Genomic DNA, 27,000 nt, shown 5'->3' with positions numbered 1-27,000 from the left:
CGCTTCAATGGCCGGCGCCTGCCGCGGCGCGCGGCCGCCGGATCAGGGGCGTGGCGCAGGCCATGGCGAGGAACAGACCCGTGAGTACGAGGAACACGTCCGAGAAGCCCATCAGCAGCCCCTGCACCCGCACGGTGTTCGACATCGCCTTCAGCGCCTGGGCGCCGGCGTCGCCGCCGAGCGCCTCGAACTGCCGGCGCATCGTGTCGAGGCGCTCCAGCACGGCCGTGTTCGTCCAGGTGAAGCGCTCGTGCAGGCGCGCGAGGTGCAGGTCCCAGCGGTCGTTCAGGAGCGTGTTGATGAGGGCGAGGCCGACCGCGCCACCGAGGTTGCGCGTCAGGTTGTACAGGCCCGACGCGTTCTTCATCCGGGCCGGCGGCAGGGTCCCGAGGGCGATGTTGTTGATCGGGATCATGCACAGCATCAGCGAGCAGCCGCGCAGCACCTGCGGCAGCAGCAGCTCCCAGAAGTCCCAGTCCTTCGTGAGGCCGGTCACGATCCAGGTGCCCGCCGCGAACCCCGAGAAGCCGATCGCCATCAGCACGCGCGGGTCGGCGCGCCCCGAGAAGCGCCCGGCAATCGGGGCGGTCGCGAACATGGCGAGCCCCGAGATGAACATCGTCTCGCCGATCTGGAGCGCCGAGTAGCCGCGCACGCGCCCGAGATAGACGGGGTACAGGTAGGTCAGCCCGTAGAGGCCGATGCCCATCACGAAGCTGAAGATGCAGCCCGCCGCGAAGTTGCGGTCCCCGAAGGCCCGCAGGTCGACGATGGGCTCGCGCTCCGTGAAGGCGCGCCAGAAGAAGGCGACGCCCGAGACCGCGCAGACGATGGCGCAGGCGAACACGGCCTCGTCGGCGAGCCAGTCGTGGTTCGGACCCTCCTCCAGCACGTATTCGAGGCAGCCGAGGAAGCCCGCCATGAAGGCGAGGCCGAACCAGTCGAAGTGCTTGAAGAGGTCGAGGTTCGGCTTGTCGAAATCGACCAGCAGGTAGGTCGAGACCGTGACGAAGATGCCCGGCACGATGTTCACGAGGAACAGCCAGTGCCAGGAGAACAGGTCGGTGAGGTAGCCGCCGACGGTCGGGCCGATGGTCGGGGCCAGCGTCGCCACGAGGCCGATCATCGGCGAGACGATCGGGCGCTTCGAGGGCGGGAAGATCGTGAAGGCCGAGGCGAACACGGTCGGGATCATGCCGCCGCCGATGAAGCCCTGCAGCGCCCGCCACACGATCATCTCGTCGATCGAGGTCGAGGTCGCGCACATCAGGCTCATCAGCGTGAAGCCGCCCGCCGCGATCGTGAACATCCAGCGCGTCGAGATCACCCGCGACAGGAAGCCCGACAGCGGGATCATGATCACCTCGGCGATCAGGTAGCTCGTCTGCACCCAGGGGATCTCGTCGGCCGAGGCCGAGAGGCCGGCCTGGATCTCCGAGAGCGAGGCGGAGACAATCTGGATGTCCAGGATCGCCATGAACATCCCGAACACCATGCAGAGGAAGGCGAGCATCCGGCGCCGGTCGAGCGGCGGCTCGGCGGCTGGGGCGCTCCGTGCGGCGGGGGCGGCCATGGCGGCTCTCCGTGACACGGCCTACTCGCGGTCCGGGGCGTGCCCCGCCGTGCGCATGCGGGCCTCGCCCGCCTCGCGGGTGTCGACGCGCGCGGTGACGGAGAGGCCCGGCCGAAGCAGCCCCTCGCGAGCGACCGAATCCGGCACGCGCACGCGCACGGGCAGGCGCTGCACGATCTTGGTGAAGTTGCCGGTGGCGTTGTCGGGCGGCAGCAGGCTGAAGACGGAGCCGGAGGCCGGCGACAGGGATTCGACCTCCCCGACGATGTCGCGGTCCGGATAGGCGTCGACCGCGATGTGGACGGGCTGGCCCGGGCGCATCCGGGCGAGCTGCGTCTCCTTGAAGTTCGCGTCGACGCGCACGCTCTCCAGTGGAACGAGGGCGGCGATGCGCGAGCCGGGCGCGACGTAGGCGCCGGCCTCCACCGCCTTGTTGCCGACCACGCCGTCGAAGGGCGCACGGATCGTCGTGAAGGCGAGGTCGCGGCCGGCCCTGTCCTCGGCGTTCTTCAGCTCGACCGCGAGGCTCTCGGCCTCGCGCTGCTGCGCGCGCAGAACGTCGACGTTCGCCCGCGACGATGCGAGCGAGGCCTCGGCCCCCTTCACCGCCGCATCGGTGCGGTCGCGGTCGGCTCGGGCCTGCTCGATCCGCGACTTCGCCACGAAGTCGGACTTCTCCAGAGCCTGCTGGCGCGCGTAATCCGCCGCGGCGCGAACCGCGTCCGCCCGCGCGGCCTCGACCTGCGCGGAGCCTTGCGCGATCTGCGCCCGCGCCGCCTCGATCTGGTGGCCGATCCGCGCGATCGTGGCCTGCTGGGTCAGGAGCTTGTCGTGGGCGGCCTCCACCGCGAGGCGGTAGTCGCCGTCGTCGAGGGTCGCGATCACGTCGCCCTTCCGGACGGACTGGCCGTTCCGCACGGGCACGGCGGCGAGGTAGCCCGGAACCTTGGCGGCGAGCACCGAGATGTCGGCCTGCACGTAGGCGTCGTCGGTCGAGACGAAGAAGCGCCCGAGCGTCCACCACTCGTAGGCCTTGTAGCCGCCGCCTCCGAGGGCCCCGGCGATCAGGAGGGTCAGGACGAGCCTGCGCAGGGGGCGCCTCCGAGCCGCGGGGCTCGGCACGGGCATGGAGGCCGCCGCGAGGGCGGGCACCCGGGCGGACGCCTCCTCCCGCGCAGATCTGGCGTCGGGCCTCTCGACCGCATCCGTGACCGTGTCGTTCCTCGCGGAATCGTCGTCGCGCAGGGACATGCCGCACACCATCCGTCGAATGACCGAACCGTTCGGTCATAGTGCGACACGCATTGACGCGTCGTCGCGCGAGGGCATATCTATGATGACTGAACGGTTCGGTCAATGAGCGGTGGGCCGCCAATCTGTTCCATCGGGAATCCGTGGAGGGGAGCGGTGCCGGGATTTCCGTGGGCGGAGAATCCGTCAATGAGGCAGCCGCGTCGATGAGCGTGACGGTGATGACGAGCGATGCAATGACCCTGGAAGCGGAGGGCCGCACCCTGCCGGAGAGCGACAAGCGCCGGCAGATCCTCGATGGCGCGCGCTCCGTGTTCATGGCCTCCGGTTTCGACGGCGCCAGCATGGGCGAGATCGCCCGCGCGGCCGGCGTCTCGAAGGGCACCCTCTACGTCTACTTCGACAGCAAGGAGGCGCTGTTCGAGGCGCTGACGCTGGAAGAGAAGCGAGGCTTGGCCGAGGCCCTGTTCCGTCTTGACGGAGAGGATCCGGACGTGCGCGCCGTGCTGACGCGGCTCGGCCTCACCTATCTCACCGAGATGATCAGGCCGGAGCACGTCGCGGTGGTCCGCATGGTGATCGGCGCCAGCGAGAAATTCCCGCGCTTCGGCCAAGCCTTCTTCGAGGCGGGACCGGCCCAGGGCACGGCGCGCCTGACGGCCTACCTGAAGACGCAGGTGGCGGCCGGGCGCCTGCGGATCGCGGATCCCGACCTCGCGGCCAAGCACTTCCTGCACCTGACGCAGGCCGGGCTTCTGACCCGCCTTCTGTTCCGGGCGGGCGGCCCCGTGACCGCGGAGGAGATGCGCTACCGGGTCGAGGAGGCGGTGCGGGTGTTCTTCGCGGCCTACGGGCCGGACCCCTGATCTCAGCCCGCGGCGCGCACCGGCGGCAGCGCCTCGGTGCTCCAGGCGCGGACATGGGCGTCGATGGCCAGCGCCTCGTCGACGTCGGCGGGCGCGCTCCGGTAGGCGGCGGCGAAGTGCTCGCAGGCTCGTTCCACCACGTCGGCGATGCCGTAGAAGGCGATCTCGCCCCGGATGAAGGCCGCCACCGCGATCTCGTTTGCCGCATTCATCACGGTCGGCGCGGCGCCCCCCTCGGAGAGGGCCGCGCGGGCGATGCGCAGGCAGGGGAAGCGGGCCTCGTCGGCGGGCTCGAAGGTGAGGCTGCCGGCCGCCGCGAGGTCGAGGGTGCGGCCGCGCTCGATCGTCAGGCGGTCGCCGAGGCCGAGGCAGTGGGCGATCGGCACCCGCATGTCGGGCATGGCGAGCCCTGCCGTCACGGCGCCGTCGCGCCACGCGATGAGCCCGTGCACGATCGATTGCGGGTGCACGATCACGTCGAGCCGCTCCGGCTCGATCGCGAAGAGGTGGTGCGCCTCGATCAGCTCGAGCCCCTTGTTCATCAGGGAGGCAGAGTCGATGTTGATCTTCATGCCCATCGACCAGGTCGGGTGCGCGGCGGCCTCGGAGGGCGAGGCCGCCTGGATGCGCTCGCGCGTCCAGGTCCGGAACGGGCCGCCGGAGGCGGTGATGGTCATCTTGGCCACGTCGGAGACGCGCCCGTCGCCGAGGGCCTGGGCGAGCGCGTTGTGCTCGGAATCGACCGGCAGCAGGCGAGCCTCGTAGCGGGCGGCGTCGCGCATGAAGGCGTGGCCGGCGCAGACGAGGCTCTCCTTGTTGGCGAGCGCGATGGTGCGGCCGAGGCGCAGCGCCGCGTGGGTGGGCTTGAGGCCCGCCGCCCCGCTCACCGCCGCGACCACGATGTCGGCCTCGCGGGCGGCGGCCTCCAGGACGGCGCTCTCGCCAGCCCCGCAGGCGATGCCGGACCCCGCGAGCGCCTCGCGCAGCGCAGGTCCCGCGCTCTCGTCGGCGAGCGCCGCGAACTCGGCGCGCATCTCGCGGGCGAGCTTGGCGAGCGCTTCCGCGTCTCGGCCGCCGACGAGGGCGCCGACCCGGAAGCGGCCGTCGTGCTGGGCCAGGAGATCGGCGGTGGAGCGGCCGATCGAGCCGGTGGCCCCGAGGACGGTGACGGTGAGAGACACGAGGCAGGCTCCTTCATACCGCGAGGCGGCGCAGGACGAGGTAGAGGCCGACGAGGACCGCGACGGCGAAGAAGCCGTCGAGCCGGTCCATGACGCCGCCGTGGCCGGGGATGGAGCGGCCGGAATCCTTGACGCCGTGGACCCGCTTCAGGCCGGATTCCACGAGGTCGCCGGCCTGGCTGAGGACGGAGGCGACGGCGCTCGCGATGGCGACCTGCTCGAGCGGCGCTTCGGCGAGGCTGCTCCAGCCGTAGACCCGACCGAGCGCGACGAGGCCGGTGCCGGCGGCGACCGCCGCGACGAGGCCGCCGAGCGCGCCCGACCACGTCTTCTTCGGCGAGACCCGGGGCATCAGCTTCGGGCCGCCGAGCGTGCGCCCCGTGAAGTAGGCGGCGATGTCCGTCGACCAGACCACGGCGAACATCCAGGCCGGGCCGAGGATGCCGATCGCCGGATCGTCGCGCAGGGCCGAGGGCACCAGCACGATCACCGCCGCCCCGGCGAGCGCCGCGAGCGCGCGGAACCGGCCCCGGCCGCCCTGCGCGATGACGAGGACGGCCGCGGCACCGCTCACGAACACCGCGAGCGAGGCGAACGGCGAGGAACCCGACTGCGCGCAGAGCGCGAGCCCGACGAGCGTCGCGCCGATCAGCAGGATGAGGAACCCGCCGGGCCGCGTCCGGGTCATGCCGATCCACTCGGAGGCGCCGACGATGCCCGCCACCAGCCAGACGAGGGCGAAGGCCCAGCCGCCCTCGACGAGCGCCGCCACGACGATGCCCGCCAGGATGACGCCCGACACCACCCGCAGGGCGAGTTCCCGCCCGCCCAGGCGCCGGCCTCCCTGTGCGGGTGCCGGCGCCGCCTCGCCGCCGGCGCTCATCATCCGGCCTTCTGGCTGAGGCCGCCGAACCGCCGGTCGCGGCGGTGATACTCGTCGATCGCGGCGGCGAAGGCGGCGTGGTCGAAGTCCGGCCAGAACTCCGGCACGATCACGTATTCCGAGTAGGCGGTCTGCCACGTCAGGAAGTTCGAGAGGCGCTGCTCGCCGGAGGTGCGGATCACGAGGTCCGGGTCCGGGATGCCGGCCGTGTCGAGGGCGCGCGCCATCGCCTCGGCGTCGATCGCCTCCGGCGCGAGGCGCCCCTCGGCGCAGGCGGCCGCGAGGCGGCGCACGGCGCTCAGGATCTCCTGGCGGCCGCCGTAGTTGAAGGCGACCACGAGGGTGAGCCCGGTATTGGCCCGCGTGCGCTCCTCGGCCTCGCGGAGCACGCCGGCGATGTCGGGGCTCAGGCCCTCGCGCTCGCCGATGATGCGGATGCGCACGTTGCTGGCGTGGAGGTCCGAGAGGTCGCGGCGCACGAAAAGCTTCAGGAGGCCCATCAGGTCGGAGACCTCGGACGGGGGCCGGCGCCAGTTCTCGGAGGAGAAGCTGTAGATCGTCAGGTAGCGGATGCCGAGTTCGATCGCCGAGCGCACGGCGCGCCGCACCGCCTCGACGCCGCGGCGGTGGCCCTCGACGCGCGGCAGGCCGCGGCGCGCGGCCCAGCGCCCGTTGCCGTCCATGATGATGGCGACGTGTCCCGGCGCCCGGCAGGAGGCGGCGCCTGCCGGAGCGCCCGGCCCCGGGCCCGGTCGTGCCACCGTCTGGCCGTCGCTCGTCATGCCCGCCTCGGCCTGACGCGCGCGCTCCGCCTGCTCCACGCGTCTCTCCATCGCTCGCGCCGGTTCCGCGCCGAGAGCCTCTCTGGCGCATCCTTGGGGCATTTTCAGGTCATGCCCCGCGAGGGCATCCGCCTCGGGGCGGAACGGTTCCCGACTCCCGCAGGCCCGGCTCAGACCTGCATGATCTCCTTCTCCTTCGAGGCGAGCACGCCGTCGATCTCGGCGATGTGCTGGTCGGTGGCCTTCTGGACCTCCGTGGCCTGACGCTTCTCGTCGTCCTCGCTGATCGCGCTCTCCTTGAGGAGCTTCTTGAGGTGGTCGAGCCCGTCGCGGCGCACGTGGCGGACGGCGACGCGGGCCTCCTCCGTGTACTTGTGGGCGACCTTGACCATCTCCTTGCGGCGCTGCTCGTTCATCTCGGGGATGCGCAGCCGGATGGTCTGGCCCTCGGTCTGCGGGTTGAGGCCGAGGTCGGATTCGCGGATCGCCTTCTCGACGGCCGTGATCATGCTGCGGTCCCAGACCGAGATGCTGAGGAGGCGCGGCTCCGGCACGCTCACCGTGGCGACCTGGGACATCGGCATCATGGCGCCGTAGGCGTCGACCTGGATCGGGTCGAGGAGGCTCGGCGTCGCGCGGCCGGTGCGCAGCGAGCCGAGATCCTTCGAGAGCGAGGTCACGGCGCCCTGCATGCGGCGCTTGAGGTCGTTCAGATCGAAGTCCGGTGTGGCCATGTGCTGCGGTTCCCGACGCGTCACGGTTGGATGCGATGCCGGCGCCCTCGACGGCCGCCTTGTTGCGGCTTCAATGAACGAAAATCGGCAGCGCCGCAAATGCCCATCGCGGAGGGAAAACGGGGCGCCGCGCAGGTGGTTGCGGCATCCGCGCGCCGCGCCCGCCTCCCGGCCGCCTCAGGGCACGACGTGGGTCGAGGGCGACTGGCCGGTGAGGATCCCGGTGATCGAGCTCGGCGCGTGCACCGAGCCCACGACGATCGAGAGACGGCTCTCGCGGGCGAGCGCGAAGGCCGCGGTGTCCATCACCTTGAGGTCGCGGGCGATGGCCTCGTCGTGGGTGATGCGGTCGTAGCGGGTTGCGGTCGGGTCGTGCTTCGGGTCGGCGGAGTAGACGCCGTCCACCTGCGTCGCCTTCAGCACGGCGTCGCAGCGCAGCTCCGCCGCGCGCAGCACGGCGGCGGTGTCGGTGGTGAAGTAGGGGTTGCCGGTTCCGCCCGCGAGCACGACCACCTGCCCCTTGTCGAGGTGGTGCAGGGCCGGCTGCCGGGCGTAGGTCTCGCAGATCGTCGGCATCGAGACCGCCGACATGGTGCGCGCCGTGACGCCCGCGGCGTTCAGCGCCGTCTCCAGCGCCAGCGAGTTCATGACGGTGGCCATCATGCCGAGGGAATCGCCGGTGGCCCGGTCGATGAAGCCCGCGGCCGAGATGCGGGCGCCGCGGATCATGTTGCCGCCGCCGACCACGAGCGCGACCTCGATGCCCGCCTCGATGGTGCGGGCGATGTCCTCGGCGAGCCCCGCCAGCGTCGGCGGGTTCAGCCAGTAGCCGTCCGGGGCGGCCAACGCTTCGCCGGAGAGCTTCACGAGCACGCGGCGAAACGGCGTCGTCTCCGGCATCAAGCACCCCCTGTCGCCGGCTTGAGGGAACGCGCCGGCCAGAACTCGAACCGTGGGGCTTCTACTTAAGCGGGCGCGCGCCGTCGAGGGGCGCGCGCCCGGAAGCTGTGCCTCCCGCGGGTCCCGCGGGAGCGTCTGCGCCTCAGGCGCGGCCGGCCTGCTGGGCGACCTCGGTGGCGAAGTCCGGGCCCTCTTCCTTCTCGATGCCCTCGCCGAGCGCGTAGCGGACGAAGCCCGTCAGCTTGACGGGAGCGCCGACCTTGCCCTCGGCCTCCTTGAGCACCTGAGCGACCGACTTCGAGCCGTCGTGCACGAAGGGCTGCTCCAAGAGGGTGACCTCCTTGTAGTAGGTCTTGAGGCCGCTCTCGACGATCTTCTGCAGGACGTGGTCCGGCTTGCCGGCGTTCTTCTCGCGCAGGATGTTGCTCTCGCGCTCCAGCGTCGCCGCGTCGACGCCCGAGGCGTCGAGGGCGACCGGGTTCGTCGCCGCCACGTGCATGGCGATCTGGCGACCGAGGGCAGAGAGGCCGTCCACGTCGCCCTCGGACTCGAGCGCGACCAGCACGCCGATCTTGCCGAGGCCCTCGGTGACCTGGTTGTGGACGTAGCTGGCGATCACGCCCTTCGTGACGTCGAGCTTGGCGACGCGGCGCAGGTTCATGTTCTCGCCGATGGTGGCGATGAGGCTCTGCAGCCGCTCGCTGACGGTGGTCTTCTCGCCCGGGAACGGCGCGGCCTGCAGGCCCTCCAGGGTGCCGTCCGTGTTGAGGGCGAGCTTGGCCGCCTCGCGCACGAACGCCTGGAAATTGTCGTTGCGGGCGACGAAGTCGGTCTCGGAGTTCACCTCGACGATGGCGGCGTGATGGCCCGAGGACTCGACGGCAACGAGGCCCTCGGCGGCGGTGCGGCCGGCCTTCTTGGCGGCCTTGGCGAGGCCCTTCTTGCGCAGCCAGTCGACGGCGGCCTCGAGGTCGCCGCCCGTCTCGTTCAGCGCGCCCTTGCAGTCCATCATGCCCGCGCCGGTCTTCTCGCGGAGCTCCTTCACCATCGCGGCGGTGATGTTGGCCATGGCCGGTCCTTCCTGTGACGTGTTCAGATGAGAACGAGCCCGGCGCTCAAGGGCTGAGCACCGGGCCCGGATGGCTTCGCATGCCGTCCGCCGCGGCCCGATGACGGACCCGGGCGGCGGGCGAGGGCTCAGGCGGCGGCGGCCGCCTCGACGAAGGCGCGGGCCTGATCGACCCAGCCGTCGCGGCCGATGCGGCCGTTGAGCTTCAGGTCGCCGTCGATGCGGGCGACGTCATCGGGGCTCATCGCGGCGATCTGCCAGTAATGGTAGATGCCGGCGTCGTTGAGCTTCTGCACGATCTGCGGGCCGGCGCCGTTGAGCTTGGTCAGGTCGTCCGGCGCGCCGCGCGGGGCGGCCAGCAGCTCGAAGTGCTCCGTCGACTCGGTGAGCGCGGCGACGTCGGCGGCGCTCAGCGCCTCGGCGTCGACCGACGGGCCGAGATCGTCGTTGGCCGGCGGCAGCTCCTCGGCCATCGGCTCCTCGGAGGCGCCGAGATCCATGCCCGACGAGCCCTGGGCCCGCGAGATGCCGTCGATCGCCGCGCGGGCGACGAGGTCGCAGTAGAGCGCGATGGCGCGGCCGGCGTCGTCGTTGGCCGGGACCACGTAGGTGATGCCGTCCGGGTTGCAGTTCGTGTCGACGATGGCGGCCACCGGGATGCCGAGGCGCTGAGCCTCCTTGATGGCGAGCTGCTCCTTGTTCGTGTCGATCACGAACAGGAGGTCGGGCACGCCGCCCATGTCCTTGATGCCGCCGAGCGCCTTCTCGAGCTTCTCCTTCTCGCGGGAGAGCATCAGGCGCTCCTTCTTGGTGAGGCCCTGGCCGCCGCCCTCGAGGGTCTCGTCGACCTTGCGCAGGCGCTGGATCGAGCCCGAGATGGTCTTCCAGTTGGTCAGCATGCCGCCGAGCCAGCGGGAGTTGACGTAGTACTGGGCCGAGCGCTTGGCCGCCTCGGCGATCGTGTCGGACGCCTGGCGCTTCGTGCCGACGAACAGCACGCGGCCGCCCTTGGCGACGGTGTCGCTCACCGCCTGCAGCGCCTGGTGCATCGCCGGAACGGTCTGGGCGAGGTCGATGATGTGGATGTTGTTGCGGGTGCCGAAGATGTAGGGCTGCATCTTCGGGTTCCAGCGGTGCGACTGGTGTCCGAAATGCGCGCCCGCCTCGAGGAGCTGACGCATAGAGAAATCGACGGCCATGATCTGTTTGCTCTCCGGTTGATACCGCCGCGGAGGAAGCGACCGGCCGCGAGGGCCCGGCCACCGGAAACGCCTCATTCAGGCATGAGGCCGGCTCCGCGTGTGGAATGGGCGCGGCCTTAGCAGAGTGCCTCTGCGAAGGCAAGGCGAACCGGGACCCTGCTCCGGCGCAGGGCACGCGGGGAGCGACCGGCACAACGGCTGCAATGCCGTCAACGGCGGCGCCGAGAGAGGCGCGAAACCTGTCGAGCGCTCACCGCATCCTCTTTCCAAAATCAACTTCAAGTGCATTAATGCAATCTTAGCGAGGTTTCGTTGGTCCCTCTTCATGGGTCCGCCGGCCATGCCCAGCAACGTCCCGACGAAGGGCGAAGCGAGAACTCGGCCGCTGTGAGCCGAGCGGCACCATGGGGGCAATCATGCGCGTAGCGGCGACCATTCCGGCACTCTGTCTCTCCCTCGGCCTGCTGACGGCCTGTGACTCACCGAGCCTGAAGGTGACGGAGCTCCAGTTCGGCACCTCGAACACGCTCGCGACGACGGGCAACCTCCGCCTCGTCACGGAGCGCCCGAGACCCGGCCCGGACGGCATCGTCCGGCCGATCGTCTGCACCGAGCCGAGGCCCGACTACGCCGTGGCCTTCGGGCGCAGCGGGAACTTCACGGCGAACGTCTCCGTGCCCGAGAAGGCGACGGTGGGCGGCAGCGGCGGCTTCGCGACGACCGAGGTGGTGACGGCACTGGAGGGCCGGTCGGCCGGCGTGCTGGCCCTGCGCGATGGCCTCTACGCCGCCTGCCAGGCCTACGCCAACGGTGTCATCGGCCACGATGCCTACGCGATGATCCTGAGCCAGTACGGCACCCTCCTCGTCGCCCTGGTCGGCAAGGCGGACGGCGCGATCGGGCCGGGCTCCGAGAAGCGCGCCGCGCTCGCCGCCATGATCGTCACCTGCATCAGCAAGTACGACGAAACGCGGCTGCCCGCCGCCCGCAACCCGCTCCTCGACGACCGCTTCTGCCGGCGGGTGCTGCACCAGGGCCTCAGCTACGCGCTGACCCGTTCCTGAGGAGCGGGCCGATGTCGAACGGGACAGGGCCGGCGCGGCCCCTCTCCACGCGCCAAGTGCTCCGCGCCGAGCGGGCGGCCCTCGGGCTCGGCTCCGGCGAGCAGCCCAACGCCCTCTGCCTGTCGGGGGGCGGCGTGCGCAGCGCCGCGTTCTGCCTCGGCGTGCTCCAGGCCCTCGCCGCCCGGAAGCTCCTCGGCGAGTTCCACTATCTCTCGACGGTCTCGGGCGGCGGCTACATCGGCTCCTTCCTCACGCGGCTGATCGCCGGACAGCTCGACGGGCCGGGGGCGGCGGGGCTGGCGGCCAGCGTCGGCCTGGCCGAGACCGCCGTCAGCGGCCCCGCGAGCGACCGCCCCGGCGGCCCGGTGCACGCGCTCCGGCGCTTCACGAGCTTCCTCGCCCCGAACCCGGGTCTCTTCTCGCTCGACACGCTGACCGGCATCCTGCTCTGGCTGCGCAACACGCTGATCAACTGGTTCGTGCTGCTGCCGGTCTTCGTGACGCTCGCAGGAGGGCTCCTGACCTACGCGGTCCTGACCTCCGCCCTCGCGTCGCAGCGGCACCTCCCCCTGGAGGTCCTGCTGCTGGCCGGCGCCGGGCTCGGCCTGCTCGCGGCGGTGTACGGCTCGATCCTCGGCGTGCCGAGCCACAGCCACCCCGACCTGCCGGCCTCCGAGATCCGTCATGGCGCCTTCGCCGGGACGTTCGGGCCGGACGCCCGCCAGATCCGCGCCCGGATCATCGTGCCGATCCTCCTCTGGTGCTTCGCCGTCCCGATGGTCGCGGCGCCGCAGGTCATCGACGGCGCCGTGCATGACCTCCACGCGGTGTTCGGAACCCGGCCGACGGCCGTCTGCGCCGCTCCGCCGAGCGCCTGCCCGAAGGAGGCGCGCCCGGCCGAGCCGGAGCCCGCGCAGATCGCGGCCCGCGCCGCCGCGGTCGCGGTCGCGGTCGCGGAGATGCGGAAACCCTGCCCCGCGGCGAGGCCGGCGGCCTGCGCGCCGCACCCCGACCCGCGCCGCAAGGCGCCGGACGACGTAGGGATCCTGCTCGTGCCGGGGCTCAGCGTCGCGCTCTGCCTCCTCGCCTACGGCCTCGCCTTCCTCTGGGTTTCGGGCCGGCGCTACGTCGCGCGCGCGGGCGAGGGAGAGATCGCGCGCGCCGAACACGTCCGCCTGTTCCGCAAGGGCCTGATCCCCTTCGTCGCCAGCGCCCTCGTCTCCGCGGGCCTGCTCTGGTGGGGCATCTGGCTCGCGCAGGGTCTCGACATCTACTGGCTGGTGCTCGTCGGCCCCCTCTGGGTGGCTCTGGCCGAGACGCTGCGGACCACGGTGTTCGTCGCCCTCCGGCACGCCGCGCTTCGGGGCGACCTCGACCGCGAGTGGCTCGCGCGCCTCAACGGGACGAAGCTTATCGTCGTCCTCACCGCCTGCCTCGCCGGCGCGATCGTGGTGATCGGCGGTGCGCACCTGTCGGCCTGGAGCGAGAGCGCGATCGCGGCGCTCGCCGGCGGCGGCATCGCGTCCGGCGGCCTCGTCGCCTGGATCGGGCGCAGCGTCACGACGGCCTTCGCCGCGCGCGGGCCCGAGAAGACGAGTCCCGTGCCACTGGCCGTGCTCGCCAATCTCGGGATCGTCGCGTTCGGCGCGGCGCTCCTCGTCCTGATCGGCCACGGTACGGCGGTCGCGATCGGGCGGGTCGCGGCCCTCCTCCGCCCGGATCCCGGCATGTGGGCGATCACGGGGGTGAGCCTGCTCGTCACCCCGGCGGGGGCCGGCCTCGCCTGGTGGCTCGGGCGGCTGATCAACCTCAACCGCTTCTCGATGCACGCCGTCTACCGCAACCGGCTGATCCGCGGCTTCCTCGGGCCGGCGCGCCGGCCGGCCTCGAAACATCCGGACCGGTTCACGGATTTCGACCCGCTCGACAACATGCGCGTGGCCGACGCCTTCACGCGGCGCTCGCCGCCGCGCCTGTTCCCGGTGATCAACGTCGCCCTCAACCGGACCCGCGGCTTCGATCCGGCCCAGGCCGAGCGCAAGGCCGATACCTTCACGATCACGCCGCTCCATTGCGGCTCCGCCCGCCTGCGCCGGGTGGGCCGCAAGGGCGTCGCCCGCGGCGCCTACGTGCCGACCGAGGCTTACGCCGGCGACGAGCGCCAGACCGGCCTCTACGATGTCCCGAAGGGGATCAGCCTCGGGACGGCCATGACCATCTCGGGTGCGGCGGCGAGCCCCAACATGGGCTATCACTCCTCCACGCTCATCGCCTTCGTGATGACGCTGTTCAACGTGCGGCTCGGAGCGTGGCTGCCGAAACCGGGGGCCGGGCTGAGTGCGGACGAGCTCAAGCGCGGCGGCCCGCGCAATGCCCTGCCGGCGCTGCTCTCCGAACTGACCGGGCGGTCGAGCGACGACGGGCCCTTCGTCTACCTGTCGGACGGCGGCCACTTCGACAATCTCGGCCTCTACGAGATGCTGCGGCGGCGCTGCGGCCTCATCGTCGCGGTCGATGCCGGCCAGGACCAGGACTACGCCTACGAGGATCTCAGCCGCGCGATCCAGTACGCGGGCATCGACCTCGGGGTGGCGGTCGAGTTCCCGCGGCCGATCAAGGTGGACGAGAAGCGGCTGCGCTGCGAGGGCGCCTTCGCCCGCATCACCTACCCGGCGCGCGACGGGCGATCCGAGGCCGAGGGGCGGCTCCTCTACCTCAAGCCCTATCTCTCGGACGGGCTGCCGGTCGAGGTCGCGGCCTGCGCGGCGCAAGACCTTCCCGCACGATCCGACGCTGAACCAGTTCTTCACCGAGAGCGATTTCGAGAACTACCGGCGCCTCGGCGCCCTGATCGCGGACGCGATGCTCGACGCCGCCGCCCGCGCGCCCGACACCCTCGACGACGTGATGGACCCGGCCGAGACCGACCTCGTCCGGATCTTCAACGGCGTCGAGATCCTGGCCGAGCGGCGCCAGCCGGGGCCGGCCGCGGGCTAGCCGCGAACGGGATCAGGTGGAGGCCGCGAAGATCCGCGCGACGTCTTCGCCCCCCGCGAGGCGGAACGCGCCGGGCGCGAGGTCGCCCGGCAGGTCGAGGGCGCCGATCCGGTCGCGGTGGAGCGCCGTGACGTGGTTGCCGACCGCCGCGAACATCCGGCGGACCTGATGGTAGCGCCCCTCCGTCAGGGTGACAGCGGCGCGGGTCGCGTCGTGCACCTCCATGGCGACGGGCAGGAGCGGCCTGTCCTCGCCCTCCAGCATCAGCGTGCCCGAGGCGAAGGTCGCGGCCTCGTCGCCGCGCAGCGGCCGGTCGAGGGTGACCTGGTAGCGCTTCGCGACGCTCGCCTTCGGCGAGATGATCCGGTGCAGGAGCGCGCCGTCGTCGGTGAGGAGGATCAGCCCCGAGGTCTCCTTGTCGAGGCGTCCCACCGTCGAGATGGCGGGGTCCCGGCGGCGCCAGCGGCCCGGCAGCAGCCCGTAGATCAGGGGCCCGGCCTCCTTGTGCGAGCAGGTGACGCCGACGGGCTTGTGCAGCATCAGGAGGAGGCCCGGCGGCGGATCGAGCGGCTCCCCGTCGACGCTCATCCGCTCGGGCAGGTCCGGCGTCACGGCGATCCGCCCGTCGGCCTCGCGCAGGGGCACACCGTCGAGCACGATGCGGCCGTGGCGGGCGAGGCCCGCGATCTCGCGGCGGGAGCCGTAGCCGAGATTGGCCAGCAGGCGGTCGAGCCGCAGGCTGGCGGGCTTGCCCGCGCTCATGCCGTGGCCTCGTAGACCTTGTAGCCGTTGGCCGCCGCCCGCTGCGCCACGCCGCGGAAGGAGGCCCGCAGCACCGCCTCGTAGGGCAGATGGGCGTTCGCCGTCAGCCAGAGCGCGCCGCCCGGCCGGAGGCTCTCGGCCGCGCGGCGGATGAAGGTCTGTCCGAGGGTCTGGTCCTCGGCACCGCCGTCGTGGAAGGGCGGGTTCATCACCACGAAGTCGAGCCGGGCGAGGCCGGGATCGGGCGTGCGCAGGTCGGCCCAGCGGAACTCGGCGCGCGGATCGCCGACGTTGCGCCGCGCCATCTCGACGGCGCGCCGGTCGATGTCGACGAGCACGAGCCGCGTCACCGCGGGCCCGGCGAGGAGGGCGCGGGCCAGGATCCCGAGGCCGCAGCCGAGATCGGCGCCGCTCCCCGAGAGGGCCGGCAGCACGCTCAGGAGGAGCGCCGTGCCGGGATCGATCCGGTCCCAGGAGAAGATGCCGGGCTGGGTGCAGAGAGCAAGGTTCTCGATGTGGCGGGGTGCGCCCTCCGCGAGCGCCGCCCCGAGCGGGAGCTCGCCCTCGGGGCGGGCGAGCGTGCAGATGCGGTGGTGGCGGCGCGGCTCGTCGGCCGGCGCGCAGCCGAGGTCGCGCAGCTCCCGCGCGAGGCGCGAGCCGCCCTTGTCCTTGGGCGCCAGCGCCGTCAGGCGCCCGCCCGGCCGCAGCGCCCGCAGGGCGTGGGCGAGGACGAAGCGGCGCTCGATGGTGCCGGGGGGCGCCAGCATCGCGAGCCCGTCGAGGCTCGCCTCGGCGCGATCCTCCAGCCGGGCCGAACCGGGGATCAGGGGCGAGAGCTGGAGGGCGCCCTCCGGCACCTCGGCGAGACCGACAGGGGGCAGGCCGTAGACGGCGGCGGGCATCGGCGGGACGGGCATCGGAGACGGAACTTGGCGCGCGGCGGGTCGGTTCGACGGGATCCGGGCCTGCGCGCGGACGTCGCGGGGGGCTTCAGGCCTTGGGGAATTCGAGACCCATCTCGCGGTAGCGGGCCGGGTCGTCGGCCCAGTTCTCGCGCACCTTCACGTGCAGGAACAGGTGCACCTTCGCCTCGGCCACCTCGGCGATCTCGAGGCGGGCCGCCTGACCGATCGCCTTGATGGTCTGGCCGCCCTTGCCCAGCACGATGGAGCGCTGGCTCTCGCGCTCGACGAAGATCGTCTGCTCGATGCGCACCGACCCGTCCGGGCGCACCTGCCACTGGTCGGTCTCCACGGTGGAGCGGTAGGGCAGCTCCTCGTGCAGGCGGTCGTAGATCTTCTCTCGAGTGATCTCGGCCGCGAGCATGCGGATCGGCGCGTCCGAGACCTGATCCTCGGGGTAGAGCCAGGGGCCGGGCGGCATCATGCCGGCGAGCGCGCGCTTCAGGTCGGCGACGCCGTCGCCGTTCAGCGCCGAGATCATGAAGGTGTGGGCGAACGCCATCCGGCCGTTGAGGCCGGCCGCGAGGTCGAGAAGCTTCTCGCGCGGGATCAGGTCGATCTTGTTGAGGATGAGGATGCGCGGGCGGCGCACCTCGGGGAGCCGGGCGAGGATCGCCTCCACCTCCTCGTCCACGCCCTTGCGGGCATCGATCAGCAGGCAGACCGCGTCGGCGTCGGCCGCCCCGCTCCAGGCGGAGTGGACCATCGCCCGGTCGAGGCGGCGCTTCGGCGCGAAGATGCCGGGCGTGTCGACGAGCACGATCTGGGCGCTGCCCTCGATCGCGATGCCGCGCACGAGGGCGCGCGTCGTCTGCACCTTGCGCGAGACGATCGAGACCTTGGTGCCGACAAGGCTGTTGAGAAGCGTCGACTTGCCGGCGTTCGGCACGCCGATCAACGCGACGAAGCCGGCGCGCGCGTCGGCCGGCATCGCCGGCAGAGGCGGGATCTGCGGGCCAGACGGCACGTCCTCTTCGGTCTCGTCCTGGGTCTCGTCCTGCGGCGCTCGGGCCATCGGGTCAGTTCCTCAGCGGGGCGCGATGCCCCATCAACCTGTCGCGCGCGGGATGCAGCATCAACCAGCCTCGGGCGGGTTGGTTTCGGGGGCGCCCGCACCGATGCCCTCGCGCGCCAGCACGCTGCGGGCCGCCTCCTGCTCGGCAAGGCGCTTCGAGGTGCCCTCCCCGTAGCCCGGCTCGACGCCCTCGACCCGCACGGCGATGCGGAAGCGCGGGGCGTGGTCGGGCCCGGAGCGCTCGACGACCTCGTAGACGGGGATCGGGAGGCCGCGGCCCATCGCCCATTCCTGCAGGGCCGACTTGGCGTCGCGGCCCCGCGGCGCGCCGGTCTTCTCCCCAGGGCGGAAGGCGGCCTCAACGAGGTCCCGCGCCCGCCCGAAGCCGGCATCGAGGAAGACCGCGCCGAGGATCGACTCGCAGACGTCGGCGAGGATGGTCTGGTTGCGGCGCCCGCCGCCCATCACTTCGCCGGGGCCGAGCACGAGGTGCGGGCCGACGTCCCAGGCGGTGGCCACGGCGGCGCAGGTCTCCCGGCGCACGAGCCCGGCGAGCCGGCGGGACAGCTCGCCCTCGTCGGCTTCCGGAAAGGCCCGGTAGAGAAGGTCCGCGATGGCGAGGCCGAGCACACGGTCCCCGAGGAACTCGAGGCGCTGGTAGCTGCCGGTCCGCCCCGTGGCCTTGCTCACGTGCGTGAGCGCCCGGGTCAGCAACTCCTGGTCGGCGAAGGCGTGCCCGAGACGCTCCTCCAGGTCGGAGAGGGGCGGCTTCGGCCTGTGCGCGCGCCGCGCGCGGCTGGAGGGACGCGCGGCGTCGTTCAAGGCGCCACCGTCAGTGGATGGTGTTGAAGATGCGGTTCCACCGGACCTTGGCGGGCCAGTTCCAGATCTGCCAGGCGGGCGTGCCCTCGTCGATCGAGAAGAAGATCATCTCGGCGCGGCCGACGAAGTTCTCGAAGGGTACGTAGCCGACATTGGCGAGGTCGCGGGAATCGGTGGAATTGTCGCGGTTGTCGCCCATCATGAAGTAGTGGTTGGGCGGCACCGTGTAGAGTTCGGTCTTGTCCCAGAAGCCGTTGTCGCCGTCGCGCTCGATCACGCGGTGCACGATTCCGTTCGGCAGGGTCTCGAGGTACTGCGGCACCTTGGCCGCCTGACCGTAGGGGTCGATCGTCTCGTAATCGGCGATGCGCTCGCGCTTGACCGGCTTGCCGTTGATGTTGAGGACCCCGTCGACGACCTGGATCTTGTCGCCCGGCAGGCCGATCACCCGCTTGATGTAGTCCGTGGCGTTGTCCTTCGGCAGCTTGAACACGGCGATGTCGCCGCGCTTCGGCTCGGCCGCCCAGACGCGCCCGTCCGACTTCATCGGGATGTATTCGCTCAAGGGTAGCGAGTACTTCGAATAGCCGTAGGAGTACTTCGAAACGAACAGGTAGTCGCCGATCAGGAGCGTCGGCACCAGCGAGCCCGAGGGGATGTTGAAGGGCTGGAACAGCAGCGTCCGCACCACGAGCGCGATGAGCAGCGCTTGGATGCCGACCTTCAGCGTCTCGCGGATGCTGGCCCAGGTCCCGGTCGAACCGGGATCGGCGGCCCGGATCTCGTGCTTCGTGTCGTGATCCACGCGTGCGCGTTCCATGATTCGTCCAGCCCCTCGGCGAGGGCCTCCGGCCCGATCCATCGGCATGCAATGCGGGGAGCCTGCCGCGATCCTGTCCGCTACGTGCGGCGGTCTAGACTAAGCCGGGATTGCCCGCAACGCGTGAACGCCGCCGGCTAATCCCGCGAGGTGCCGCACGGCACCACCTCACGTGCGGCAGGTCACCACCTCACGGGCCGCTCGGCACCGCCTCGATGATCACGAACGCCTGAGCGAGCGGAGGGTCGTCGGTGAGGCTGACATGCACCCGCGCCTCGTGCCCCGGGGGCGTCATCGCGCCGAGCCGGGCCAGCGCGCCGCCGGTGAGGCGCAGGGTCGGGCGCCCGCCGGGCAGGTTCACGACCTCCATGTCCCGCCAGAAGACGCCGTGGCTCAGGCCGGTGCCGAGCGCCTTGGCGCAGGCTTCCTTGGCGGCGAAGCGGCGCGCATACGAGGGCGCGCGGGCGGCGCGCGCGTCGCTCCTGCGGCGCTCGCCGTCCGTGAAGACGCGGTGCGTGAAGCGGTCGCCGAAGCGCGCGATCGATCTCTCGATCCGGCGGATGTCGCAGAGGTCCGAGCCGATGCCGAGGATCACGCCGCCTCCCCCGCACCCGCCCGCGCGGCGTCCATCGCCGCGCGCATGTCGCGCACCGCCTGGGGCAGGCCGACGAAGATCGCCTCCGCGATGATGGCGTGGCCGATGTTGAGCTCGGCGAGCTGCGGCAGCCGCGCGACCGGCCCGACGCTGTCGACGGTGAGGCCGTGGCCCGCGTGGATCTCCAGCCCGATCTCGGCCCCGTAGCGGGCGGCCCGCGCGATGCGGGCGAGCTCGTCCGCCACGCGCGCGGTCTCGCCCGCGATCACGGCCTCGCAGTAGCTGCCGGTGTGGAGCTCGACCACGGGCGCGCCGAGCACGCGCGCCGCCTCCATCACCCGCTCCTCGGGCTCCACGAAGAGCGAGACGCGGATGCCGGCCTCGGACAGGGCCCGGATGCGGGGCTTCAGGTGCTCGCGGGCGCCGATGATGTCGAGGCCCCCCTCGGTGGTGCGCTCCTCGCGCTTCTCCGGGACGAGGCAGGCCGCGTGCGGGCGGATGCGCAGGGCGATGGCGATCATCTCGTCGGTGGCCGCCATCTCGTAGTTGAGCGGCACCGACAGGACCTCCTTGAGGGCCTGCATGTCGGCGTCGCGGATGTGCCGGCGGTCCTCGCGCAGGTGCGCCGTGATGCCGTCGGCGCCGGCCTCCACGGCGAGGCGGGCCGCCCGCACCGGGTCCGGATAGGCGCCGCCGCGGGCGTTCCGGACGGTGGCGACGTGATCGATGTTGACGCCGAGGCGGAGGCGGGAGGCGGGCACGGGTGATGTCCTCGGGGGATGGATCCGGGGCGGGGCCCGCTTCGGTGCGGGCCCACGCGACCGCGCCCGTCTATCCGAGCCCGCCCGCCCTTGAAAGCGCCGAGGGTGCAAGGCGGCCCCGCTCGTCCCATATCCAGGCGCGCGAGGCGGAGGACACGCGGAAATGGGCTTTCTCGACGGGCTGCTCGGTCACGGCAGCGATCTCGGCGCGGACGAACTGCGCGACCAGATGGCCGGGGTGCTGACGGAGGGGGAGACGGTGCGCGTCGCCTTCAAGGTGATCCGCGATCTCCTGGTCTTCACCGACCGCCGCCTCGTCCTCGTGGACAAGCAGGGGCTGACCGGCCGCAAGGTCGAGTACCTGACAGTGCCCTACCGGGCGATCACCTCGTTCTCGATCGAGACGGCGGGCAGCTTCGATCTCGATTCGGAGCTGAAGATCTGGGTCTCGGGCCGGCCCGACCCGATTCAGCGCACGCTCAAGCGCGGCGCCAACGTGCTCGGCATCCAGCAGGCCATCGCCGCCTCGCTGAAGTAGCCGGGCGCGACGGAGGCCGGGCTCTCACCCGGCCTCCGCGCTTCCAAGTCTCCGCTCACGCGTCGCGGCTCAGCGCCGGGGCGTCGGCTCGGCCGGGTTCGGCGTCGTGCTGCGGCTCGGCGCGGTGGCGCCCGGAACCGTGGGCGCGCCCGGCGCCGCGGTGGTGCCGGTGGCGGCCGGCGCGTCGCGCTCCGGCATGCCCTTCTCGGCGTTGCTCTTCACGCTTCCGGGATTGTTCAGGTTCTTCTGCGCGCTGTCGGGCGCCGTCGTCTGCGCGAGGGCCGCGCCCGACACGGCGAACATCAATCCGGCGGCAATGGCCAAGGTCTTCGTGCGCATGTAAGCGTTTCCTTTCCAGTATGTCCGGCACATTCAACTGCCGAGTCCTGGAAAGGTTCTCCGAAAAGAGCTTGCGAGCACCGCACGGATGCAGTCACCGCCACGGCGAAGTCTCCGCCCCCTCGACCATCCGCGGCGTGCGGTGCCGCGGCCCGGCCCTTGCGGATCGCGCGAGGATCCGCTATGGGCCCTACCTCGCGTTCGCTCCGGCTGGGGGCTGAACGGACGGTGCCGCTCGCGGCACAGGGTCTCGCACCCGTCGTCCCGTGTCTCCGCCTTCGATCAACCGCTCGGGCCTGCACATACGGCTCGAAGGGCTTGGCGCCGGGCAATGCGTGACGAAACCGGCCCGAACCCGCCGCCCCAACGCGTGCGGCCGGGCCCCATCCATGCTGAAGGGCCCGCAATGCCTTTATACGAGCACGTCTTCCTGGCGCGCCAGGACGTGACGTCCCAGCAGGTCGAGACCATGGTCGAGACCTACAAGGGCGTCATCGAGCAGAACGGCGGCAAGGTCGACAAGATCGAGATGTGGGGCGTGAAGTCCCTCGCCTACCGCATCAAGAAGAACCGCAAGGCGCATTTCACGCTCCTCAACATCGAGGCTCCCCCGGCGGCTCTCGCCGAGATGGAGCGCCAGATGCAGATCTCCGAGGACGTCCTGCGCTTCATGACGATTCGCGTCGAGGAGCTCGAGACCGAGCCGTCGGCGATGATGCAGAAGCGCGACCGCGACGACCGCAAGGATCGCGACCGCGGCCGGCGCCGCGACGATGACGGCGGCTTCGGCGGCGGCTTCGGCGACCGCGACCGTGGGGACCGCGGCGACCGCGGCGACCGTCCTGAGCGCAACTTCGGCGGGGAGAACTAAGTCATGGCATTCGGTGCTGGTGGCGGCGGTGGCCGTCGTCCGTTCTTCCGTCGGCGCAAGACCTGCCCCTTCTCGGGCGCCAACGCCCCGAAGATCGACTACAAGGACGTGAAGCTGCTCTCCCGCTACGTGTCGGAGCGCGGCAAGATCGTGCCGTCGCGCATCACGGCGGTGTCGGCCAAGAAGCAGCGCGAGCTCGCCCAGGCGATCAAGCGCTCCCGCTTCCTCGGCCTGCTCCCCTACGTGATCAAGTAGGACCACCCGCCCCGGCCCTCGCGGCCGGGGCGCCTTTACGACCGGCGGGACGCTCGTGCCCGCCGGGACGCTGGGGCGGATGGCCGCCTCTAACCCTGCCCGGAACGGGTCAGCGGGACAGCGGGATCGATGAAGCAGTCTCTCGGCATCGGCATCGGTGCGGGCCTCGTCTCGGCGCTCCTGTTCGGGGTGCTCCTGAAGGCGACGCCGCTCGCCATCGTGCTCTACCTCCTGGCGCCGCTGCCGATCCTGATCGTGGGGCTCGGCTGGAGCCACAAGGCCGCCCTCGTCGCCGCGGCGACCGGCAGCCTCGCGCTCGCCCTCATCGTCAGCCCCTTCCTCGGCCTCGGCTTCGGCACCTACCTCGCCCTGCCCGCGTGGTGGCTCGCCTACCTGGCGCTGCTCGGCCGGGCGCGCGAGGACGGCCAGCTCGAATGGTACCCGACCGGCCGGCTCCTCGGCTGGACGGCCGGCACCGCGGCGCTCGCCTTCGTGGCCATCGCGGTGATCGCCTCCCCGAACTACGAGACGTTCCACGCGCAGCTTCGCGGCATGAGCGCCAAGATCGTGCAGACGCGCCAGCCCGCCCCGCGGAGCGAGGCCGCCCCGCCGGACCAGGCGCCCGCCGGCAGTGGCGCGACCGCGCCCGCCGAGACGCCGGCGGCCGACCCGCAGGCGGAGGTGGCGGACGCTCTGGCGCGCGTCGCCCCGGCGCTCGCCACGCAGGGACTGACGCTGCTCCTGACCTTCTACCTCTGGGCCGCCGCCCGCATCGTGCAGGTCTCCGGCCGCCTGCCGCGCCCCTGGCCGGACATCCCCTCGACGGTGATGCCGCGGGCGGTGCTCGGCCTCCTCGGGGCCGCGGTGCTGCTCGGCTTCCTGCCGGGCTATGCCGGCGTGCTCGGCACCGCGCTCGCGGGCTCGCTCAGCGCCGCCTTCGCCCTCCAGGGGCTCGCCGCCTTCCACGACCGCAGCCGTGGCCGCGCCGGGCGGGGGGCCCTGCTGTTCGGCCTCTACCTCATCCTGTTCGTGACGCAGGGCATCGCCCTGTTCGCGCTCACCCTGTTCGGCATCGCCGATACCGCCCTGAACCTGCGCCGTCCCGGCGCGGCCAGATCCTGAAGACCGAAGAACCGAAGAAGGACGATCAAGATGGAAGTGATCCTGCTCGAGCGCGTGGCCAAGCTCGGCCAGATGGGCGAGACCGTGAAGGTCCGCCCCGGCTTCGCCCGCAATTTCCTCCTGCCCCGCGGCAAGGCCCTGCGCGCCACCGAGTCCAACAAGAAGCACTTCGATGCGCAGCGCGCGCAGCTCGAGGCCCGCAACCTCGAGCGCCGCAAGGACGCCGAGAGCGTCGCCGAGAAGCTGAACGGCCAGAGCTTCGTGCTGATCCGCCAGTCGGGCGAGACCGGCGTGCTCTACGGCTCGGTCTCGACCCGCGACCTCGCCGAGGTCGTGACCAAGGAGGGCTTCACGGTCTCCCGCGACCAGTTCAGCCTCAACCAGCCGATCAAGACGCTCGGCCTGCACACGGTCCCGGTGGTGCTGCACCCCGAGGTCGAGGTCAGCGTCACCGTCAACGTCGCCCGCAGCCCGGAGGAGGCCGAGCGCCAGGCCCGCGGCGAGTCCGTGACCGAGCGCGAGCAGTTCAACCTCGACGATCTCGGCCTCGAGGTCGGCGCGGCGCTCGCCGAGGGCGGCGAGGACGAGAACGCCTGAGGCCGATCCGGCCGGTTCTCCACCGGAAATCGGTGGAGAGCGGGGAGCGTTCGGCCCGAGGGTTGACACGTTCCACATTTGTTCCAGCATGGTCGCCCGCCGCTTGCATGAGCGGCGGGCGTCCTTCGTTTCGCGGGCCGGCCGCGAGGCGGCGCAAGCATCGGTCAACCATGACGGTGCCATGGTCGGCGGATGTTGTCGGATCGCGGCCCGCACCGGCCGCGCCATGAGAATCGGAGCGAGATCGCCGATGGCCCTTCCCAACGCGCTCACGGCGAAGCTCGAGGCGGTGCAGACCGAGTACCGCGTCGCTCCCCACAACATCGACGCGGAGCAGGCCCTGCTCGGCGCCATCCTCGTCAACAATGACGCCTACTACCGGGTTTCGGACTTCCTCCTCCCCGAGCACTTCATGGAGGAGGCGCACCAGCAGATCTTCCAGGTGGCCACCAGCCTGATCAAGGCCGGCAAGCTGGCGACCCCGATCACGCTCAAGACCTATCTGGGCGACGCCGATTTCGGCGGCCAGACCGTGATGCAGTACCTCGCCCGGCTCGCCGCGGACGCCACCACGGTGATCAACGCGGCCGAGTACGGCCGCACCATCTACGATCTCGCCATCCGCCGCCGGCTCATCACCATCGGCGAGGATCTGGTGAACGGCGCCTACGAGGCGCCCGTCGAGGCCGCGCCCCGGGACCAGATCGAGGCCACAGAGCGCCGGCTCTACGAGCTCGCCGAATCGGGCAAGTACGACGGCGGCTTCCAGAAGTTCTCGGACGCGCTCACCGCCGCCGTCGACATGGCGGCCAAGGCCTACCAGCGCGACGGCAAGCTCTCCGGCATCGCCACGGGCCTGTCCGACCTCGACGCCAAGATGGGCGGCCTGCAGCCCTCAGACCTGATCATCCTCGCGGGCCGGCCGGCCATGGGCAAGACCTCGCTCGTGACGAACATCGCCTTCAACATCGCCAAGGCCTACCAGGGCGAGAAGCAGCCGGACGGCACGGTGGAGACGAAGAACGGCGGCATCGTCGGCTTCTTCTCGCTCGAGATGTCGGCCGAGCAGCTCGCCACCCGCATCATCGCCGAGCAGTCGGGCGTGCCCTCCTACAAGATCCGCCGCGGCGACATCCGGCCGGAGGACTTCTACAAGATCACCGACGCGGCGCGGGACATGCAGACGATCCCGTTCTACATCGACCAGACCGGCGGCATCTCGATCGCCCAGCTCGCCGCCCGCGCCCGGCGCCTGAAGCGCCAGAAGGGCCTCGACGTCCTCATCGTCGACTACCTGCAACTGCTCTCGGGCTCGTCGAAGCGCGGCGACAACCGCGTGCAGGAGATGACCGAGATCACCACCGGCATGAAGGCCCTGGCCAAGGAGCTGTCGGTGCCGATCATCGCGCTCTCGCAGCTCTCGCGCCAGGTCGAGAACCGCGACGACAAGCGCCCGCAACTGTCGGACCTGCGCGAGTCGGGCTCGATCGAGCAGGACGCCGACGTGGTGATGTTCGTGTTCCGCGAGGAGTACTACGTCAACAACAAGAAGCCCCGCGAGGGCACCGAGGAGTTCTTCGCCTGGGAGGCGGAGATGAACCGCGTCCACGGCAAGGCCGAGGTGATCATCGGCAAGCAGCGCCACGGCCCGACCGGCACGGTGGAGCTGCAGTTCGACGCGAACATCACGCGCTTCTCGAATCTCGCGCAGGACGACCGGATGCCCGACCGGATGTGATAGGGTCGCGCGCAGGAATTCACGCGGAGATCGGCGATGCCGAGCCCGAAGCGCTCATCGAGACGAGCCTCGACGCTACGCCCTGCCCCGACGCCTTCGAGGAGCCGATGACCCGCGAGACCGCTTCGCCGCCCGCCTCGGAGGGACCCTGATCATCGCGCGCGAACGCACGGCCGAGGCGGCGCCTCGCGATGTCACCCGCCCCGATCCCGGCCTCGCCGCCCACGGCGCCCGGCTGACGATCGACCTCGGGGCGATCGCGGCGAACTGGCGCCGGCTCTGCGCCGAGGCGCCGGGCGTGCCCTGCGCCGCCGTCGTGAAGGCGGACGCCTACGGCTGCGGCCTCGCGGCGGTCGCGCCCGCCCTCTGGAGGGCCGGCTGCCGCAGCTTCTTCGTGGCCCATCTCGACGAGGCTCTGCGCCTGCGCGCACTCCTGCCCGACGCCGGGGTCTCGGTCCTCAACGGCCTCCTGCCCGGCACCGAAGCCATCTATCCGGAGGCGAGGCTGCGGCCGGTCCTCGGTTCGCGCGAGGAGGTCGAGGCCTGGGCGTCCGTGTCGAGGGGGCGCCTGCCCGCGGTGCTCCACGTCGACACCGGCATGAACCGGCTCGGCCTGCGCGTGCCCGAGGCGCTGGACCTCGGCGGCGATCCGGCCGTGGCCCGCGCCGGGATCGATCTCTTGATGACGCATCTCGTCAGCGCGGAATGCCCGGACGATCCCGTCAACGCGCGCCAGATCGGCGATTTCGCCCGTGTCCGCGCCGCCTTCCCCGGCATCGCGGGCTCGCTCGCCAATTCCTCCGGCATCTTCCTGGGTCGAAGCGCCCACCACGACCTGCTGCGGCCGGGCTACGCCCTCTACGGCGGCAACCCGACGCCGGCCCGCGCGAACCCGATGCGCCCGGTCGTGCGGCTCGAGGCCGCCGTCGCGCAGATCCGCGACGTCGAGCCCGGCGAGAGCGTCGGCTACAACGGCCGCTGGACCTCGCCCGACCGACGGCGCCTCGCCACCCTGTCGCTCGGCTACGCCGACGGCTACCCGCGCTCGGCGAGCAACGCGGGCCACGCCCTGATCGGCGGCGTGCCCTGCCCGATCCTCGGCCTGATCTCGATGGACCTCGTCATCGTCGACGCGACGCAGGCGCCGGGCGCCGTCCGGGGCGCCGCCGCGACGCTGATCGGCGACGCTCTCGACATCGACACGGTCGGCCGCGCCGCCGGCACGATCGGATACGAGATCCTGACGGGGCTAGGTTCCCGTTATGTTCGCCATTATGTTGGGGGCTGACCCGATCCTCCCG

General features: G+C 71.6%; 28 protein-coding genes. 11 read left to right on the top strand and 17 right to left on the bottom strand.

The window, feature by feature from the left end; all coding sequences use genetic code 11:
* Nucleotides 1-4 precede the first annotated feature (4 nt).
* Both MOX02_RS13495 and MOX02_RS13490 read right to left on the bottom strand, forming a co-directional pair.
* On the bottom strand, nt 5-1,573 hold the full coding sequence (locus MOX02_RS13495) for a DHA2 family efflux MFS transporter permease subunit (RefSeq protein WP_147026310.1): 1,569 nt from the start codon (nt 1,571-1,573) through the stop codon (nt 5-7).
* 21 nt (nt 1,574-1,594) lie between these two features.
* Nucleotides 1,595-2,824, bottom strand: coding sequence for an HlyD family secretion protein (locus MOX02_RS13490; RefSeq protein WP_147026309.1), 1,230 nt, complete (start codon nt 2,822-2,824; stop codon nt 1,595-1,597).
* A gap of 221 nt (nt 2,825-3,045) precedes the next feature.
* Here MOX02_RS13490 and MOX02_RS13485 point away from each other — a divergent pair, with 221 nt between their 5' ends.
* Nucleotides 3,046-3,690: a TetR/AcrR family transcriptional regulator gene (locus MOX02_RS13485; protein WP_147026308.1), complete on the top strand. Its 645-nt coding sequence runs from the start codon at nt 3,046-3,048 to the stop codon at nt 3,688-3,690.
* A gap of 2 nt (nt 3,691-3,692) precedes the next feature.
* Here MOX02_RS13485 and dxr read toward each other — a convergent pair whose 3' ends face one another.
* The 7 genes from dxr to MOX02_RS13450 all read right to left on the bottom strand — a co-directional run bounded on the left by dxr (nt 3,693) and on the right by MOX02_RS13450 (nt 10,438).
* Nucleotides 3,693-4,871, bottom strand: coding sequence for a 1-deoxy-D-xylulose-5-phosphate reductoisomerase (gene dxr / locus MOX02_RS13480; RefSeq protein WP_147026307.1), 1,179 nt, complete (start codon nt 4,869-4,871; stop codon nt 3,693-3,695).
* Nucleotides 4,872-4,884: 13 nt separating this feature from the next.
* Nucleotides 4,885-5,754 (bottom strand): phosphatidate cytidylyltransferase, encoded by an 870-nt coding sequence (locus MOX02_RS13475; RefSeq protein ID WP_147026344.1) that lies wholly within the window; start codon nt 5,752-5,754, stop codon nt 4,885-4,887.
* Nucleotides 5,754-6,536 (bottom strand): isoprenyl transferase, encoded by a 783-nt coding sequence (locus MOX02_RS13470; RefSeq protein WP_147026343.1) that lies wholly within the window; start codon nt 6,534-6,536, stop codon nt 5,754-5,756. Before MOX02_RS13470 ends, MOX02_RS13475 begins: the two co-directional genes overlap by 1 nt.
* 170 nt (nt 6,537-6,706) lie before the next feature.
* Nucleotides 6,707-7,270, bottom strand: a complete 564-nt coding sequence (gene frr / locus MOX02_RS13465; RefSeq protein ID WP_147026306.1) for a ribosome recycling factor — start codon at nt 7,268-7,270, stop codon at nt 6,707-6,709.
* Between the two features lie 177 nt (nt 7,271-7,447).
* Nucleotides 7,448-8,170, bottom strand: coding sequence for a UMP kinase (gene pyrH, locus MOX02_RS13460; RefSeq protein ID WP_147026305.1), 723 nt, complete (start codon nt 8,168-8,170; stop codon nt 7,448-7,450).
* A 142-nt stretch (nt 8,171-8,312) separates the two neighbouring features.
* Nucleotides 8,313-9,239, bottom strand: a complete 927-nt coding sequence (gene tsf / locus MOX02_RS13455; RefSeq protein WP_147026304.1) for a translation elongation factor Ts — start codon at nt 9,237-9,239, stop codon at nt 8,313-8,315.
* 128 nt (nt 9,240-9,367) lie between these two features.
* Complete coding sequence (locus MOX02_RS13450) at nt 9,368-10,438, bottom strand: 30S ribosomal protein S2 (RefSeq protein WP_147026303.1); 1,071 nt, start codon at nt 10,436-10,438, stop codon at nt 9,368-9,370.
* 497 nt (nt 10,439-10,935) lie between these two features.
* Between MOX02_RS13450 and MOX02_RS13445 the strand changes: the two genes are divergently transcribed.
* A complete protein-coding gene (locus tag MOX02_RS13445) occupies nt 10,936-11,505 on the top strand; it encodes a hypothetical protein (protein WP_147026302.1) in 570 nt (189 codons plus the stop codon).
* A gap of 11 nt (nt 11,506-11,516) precedes the next feature.
* Nucleotides 11,517-14,633 carry a patatin-like phospholipase domain-containing protein gene (locus tag MOX02_RS31860; RefSeq protein WP_147026301.1) on the top strand — a complete coding sequence of 1,039 codons (3,117 nt, stop codon included), beginning with the start codon at nt 11,517-11,519 and terminating at the stop codon, nt 14,631-14,633.
* On the opposite strand, the gene MOX02_RS13435 is transcribed toward MOX02_RS31860, so the two are convergent.
* The 7 genes from MOX02_RS13435 to MOX02_RS13405 all read right to left on the bottom strand — a co-directional run bounded on the left by MOX02_RS13435 (nt 14,515) and on the right by MOX02_RS13405 (nt 20,239).
* The gene (locus MOX02_RS13435; protein ID WP_147026300.1) at nt 14,515-15,264 is read right to left on the bottom strand and encodes a pseudouridine synthase; all 750 of its coding nucleotides are present in this window, start codon (nt 15,262-15,264) and stop codon (nt 14,515-14,517) included. The genes MOX02_RS31860 and MOX02_RS13435 overlap by 119 nt on opposite strands.
* Entirely contained in the window at nt 15,261-16,166 is a 906-nt protein-coding gene (locus MOX02_RS13430) for a class I SAM-dependent methyltransferase (protein WP_147026299.1), read from the bottom strand. Before MOX02_RS13430 ends, MOX02_RS13435 begins: the two co-directional genes overlap by 4 nt.
* An 88-nt stretch (nt 16,167-16,254) precedes the next feature.
* Complete coding sequence (era, locus tag MOX02_RS13425) at nt 16,255-17,157, bottom strand: GTPase Era (RefSeq protein WP_147026342.1); 903 nt, start codon at nt 17,155-17,157, stop codon at nt 16,255-16,257.
* 144 nt (nt 17,158-17,301) lie between these two features.
* Nucleotides 17,302-18,063: a ribonuclease III gene (gene rnc / locus MOX02_RS13420; protein WP_147026298.1), complete on the bottom strand. Its 762-nt coding sequence runs from the start codon at nt 18,061-18,063 to the stop codon at nt 17,302-17,304.
* Nucleotides 18,064-18,073: 10 nt separating this feature from the next.
* Entirely contained in the window at nt 18,074-18,883 is an 810-nt protein-coding gene (gene lepB, locus MOX02_RS13415; protein ID WP_147026297.1) for a signal peptidase I, read from the bottom strand.
* A gap of 190 nt (nt 18,884-19,073) precedes the next feature.
* A complete protein-coding gene (acpS, locus tag MOX02_RS13410) occupies nt 19,074-19,478 on the bottom strand; it encodes a holo-ACP synthase (RefSeq protein WP_147026296.1) in 405 nt (134 codons plus the stop codon).
* On the bottom strand, nt 19,475-20,239 hold the full coding sequence (locus MOX02_RS13405) for a pyridoxine 5'-phosphate synthase (RefSeq protein WP_147026295.1): 765 nt from the start codon (nt 20,237-20,239) through the stop codon (nt 19,475-19,477). The genes acpS and MOX02_RS13405 overlap by 4 nt, the downstream gene beginning before the upstream one ends.
* Nucleotides 20,240-20,402: 163 nt before the next feature.
* Here MOX02_RS13405 and MOX02_RS13400 point away from each other — a divergent pair, with 163 nt between their 5' ends.
* On the top strand, nt 20,403-20,777 hold the full coding sequence (locus tag MOX02_RS13400) for a PH domain-containing protein (protein WP_147026294.1): 375 nt from the start codon (nt 20,403-20,405) through the stop codon (nt 20,775-20,777).
* 69 nt (nt 20,778-20,846) lie between these two features.
* On the opposite strand, the gene MOX02_RS13395 is transcribed toward MOX02_RS13400, so the two are convergent.
* A complete protein-coding gene (locus MOX02_RS13395) occupies nt 20,847-21,116 on the bottom strand; it encodes a hypothetical protein (protein WP_147026293.1) in 270 nt (89 codons plus the stop codon).
* Between the two features lie 406 nt (nt 21,117-21,522).
* Between MOX02_RS13395 and rpsF the strand changes: the two genes are divergently transcribed.
* The 7 genes from rpsF (at nt 21,523) to alr (ending at nt 26,987) form a co-directional block, all read left to right on the top strand.
* Nucleotides 21,523-21,987, top strand: a complete 465-nt coding sequence (gene rpsF, locus MOX02_RS13390) for a 30S ribosomal protein S6 (RefSeq protein WP_147026292.1) — start codon at nt 21,523-21,525, stop codon at nt 21,985-21,987.
* Nucleotides 21,988-21,990: 3 nt separating this feature from the next.
* Nucleotides 21,991-22,242 (top strand): 30S ribosomal protein S18, encoded by a 252-nt coding sequence (gene rpsR, locus MOX02_RS13385; protein WP_066921788.1) that lies wholly within the window; start codon nt 21,991-21,993, stop codon nt 22,240-22,242.
* 129 nt (nt 22,243-22,371) lie between these two features.
* Nucleotides 22,372-23,364, top strand: coding sequence for a DUF2232 domain-containing protein (locus MOX02_RS13380; protein ID WP_147026291.1), 993 nt, complete (start codon nt 22,372-22,374; stop codon nt 23,362-23,364).
* A 30-nt stretch (nt 23,365-23,394) separates the two neighbouring features.
* The gene (rplI, locus tag MOX02_RS13375) at nt 23,395-23,961 is read left to right on the top strand and encodes a 50S ribosomal protein L9 (protein ID WP_147026290.1); all 567 of its coding nucleotides are present in this window, start codon (nt 23,395-23,397) and stop codon (nt 23,959-23,961) included.
* A gap of 250 nt (nt 23,962-24,211) precedes the next feature.
* Nucleotides 24,212-25,699 carry a replicative DNA helicase gene (locus MOX02_RS13370; protein ID WP_147026289.1) on the top strand — a complete coding sequence of 496 codons (1,488 nt, stop codon included), beginning with the start codon at nt 24,212-24,214 and terminating at the stop codon, nt 25,697-25,699.
* Nucleotides 25,696-25,851: a hypothetical protein gene (locus MOX02_RS31200; protein ID WP_170267853.1), complete on the top strand. Its 156-nt coding sequence runs from the start codon at nt 25,696-25,698 to the stop codon at nt 25,849-25,851. Before MOX02_RS13370 ends, MOX02_RS31200 begins: the two co-directional genes overlap by 4 nt.
* Before the next feature lie 83 nt (nt 25,852-25,934).
* On the top strand, nt 25,935-26,987 hold the full coding sequence (alr, locus tag MOX02_RS13365) for an alanine racemase (protein WP_238179318.1): 1,053 nt from the start codon (nt 25,935-25,937) through the stop codon (nt 26,985-26,987).
* Nucleotides 26,988-27,000: the final 13 nt, after the last annotated feature.

It is taken from the genome of Methylobacterium oxalidis, from assembly GCF_007992195.1.
Taxonomy (GTDB): Bacteria; Pseudomonadota; Alphaproteobacteria; order Rhizobiales; family Beijerinckiaceae; genus Methylobacterium; species Methylobacterium oxalidis.
This window is presented reverse-complemented; position numbering and strand designations above follow the sequence as displayed.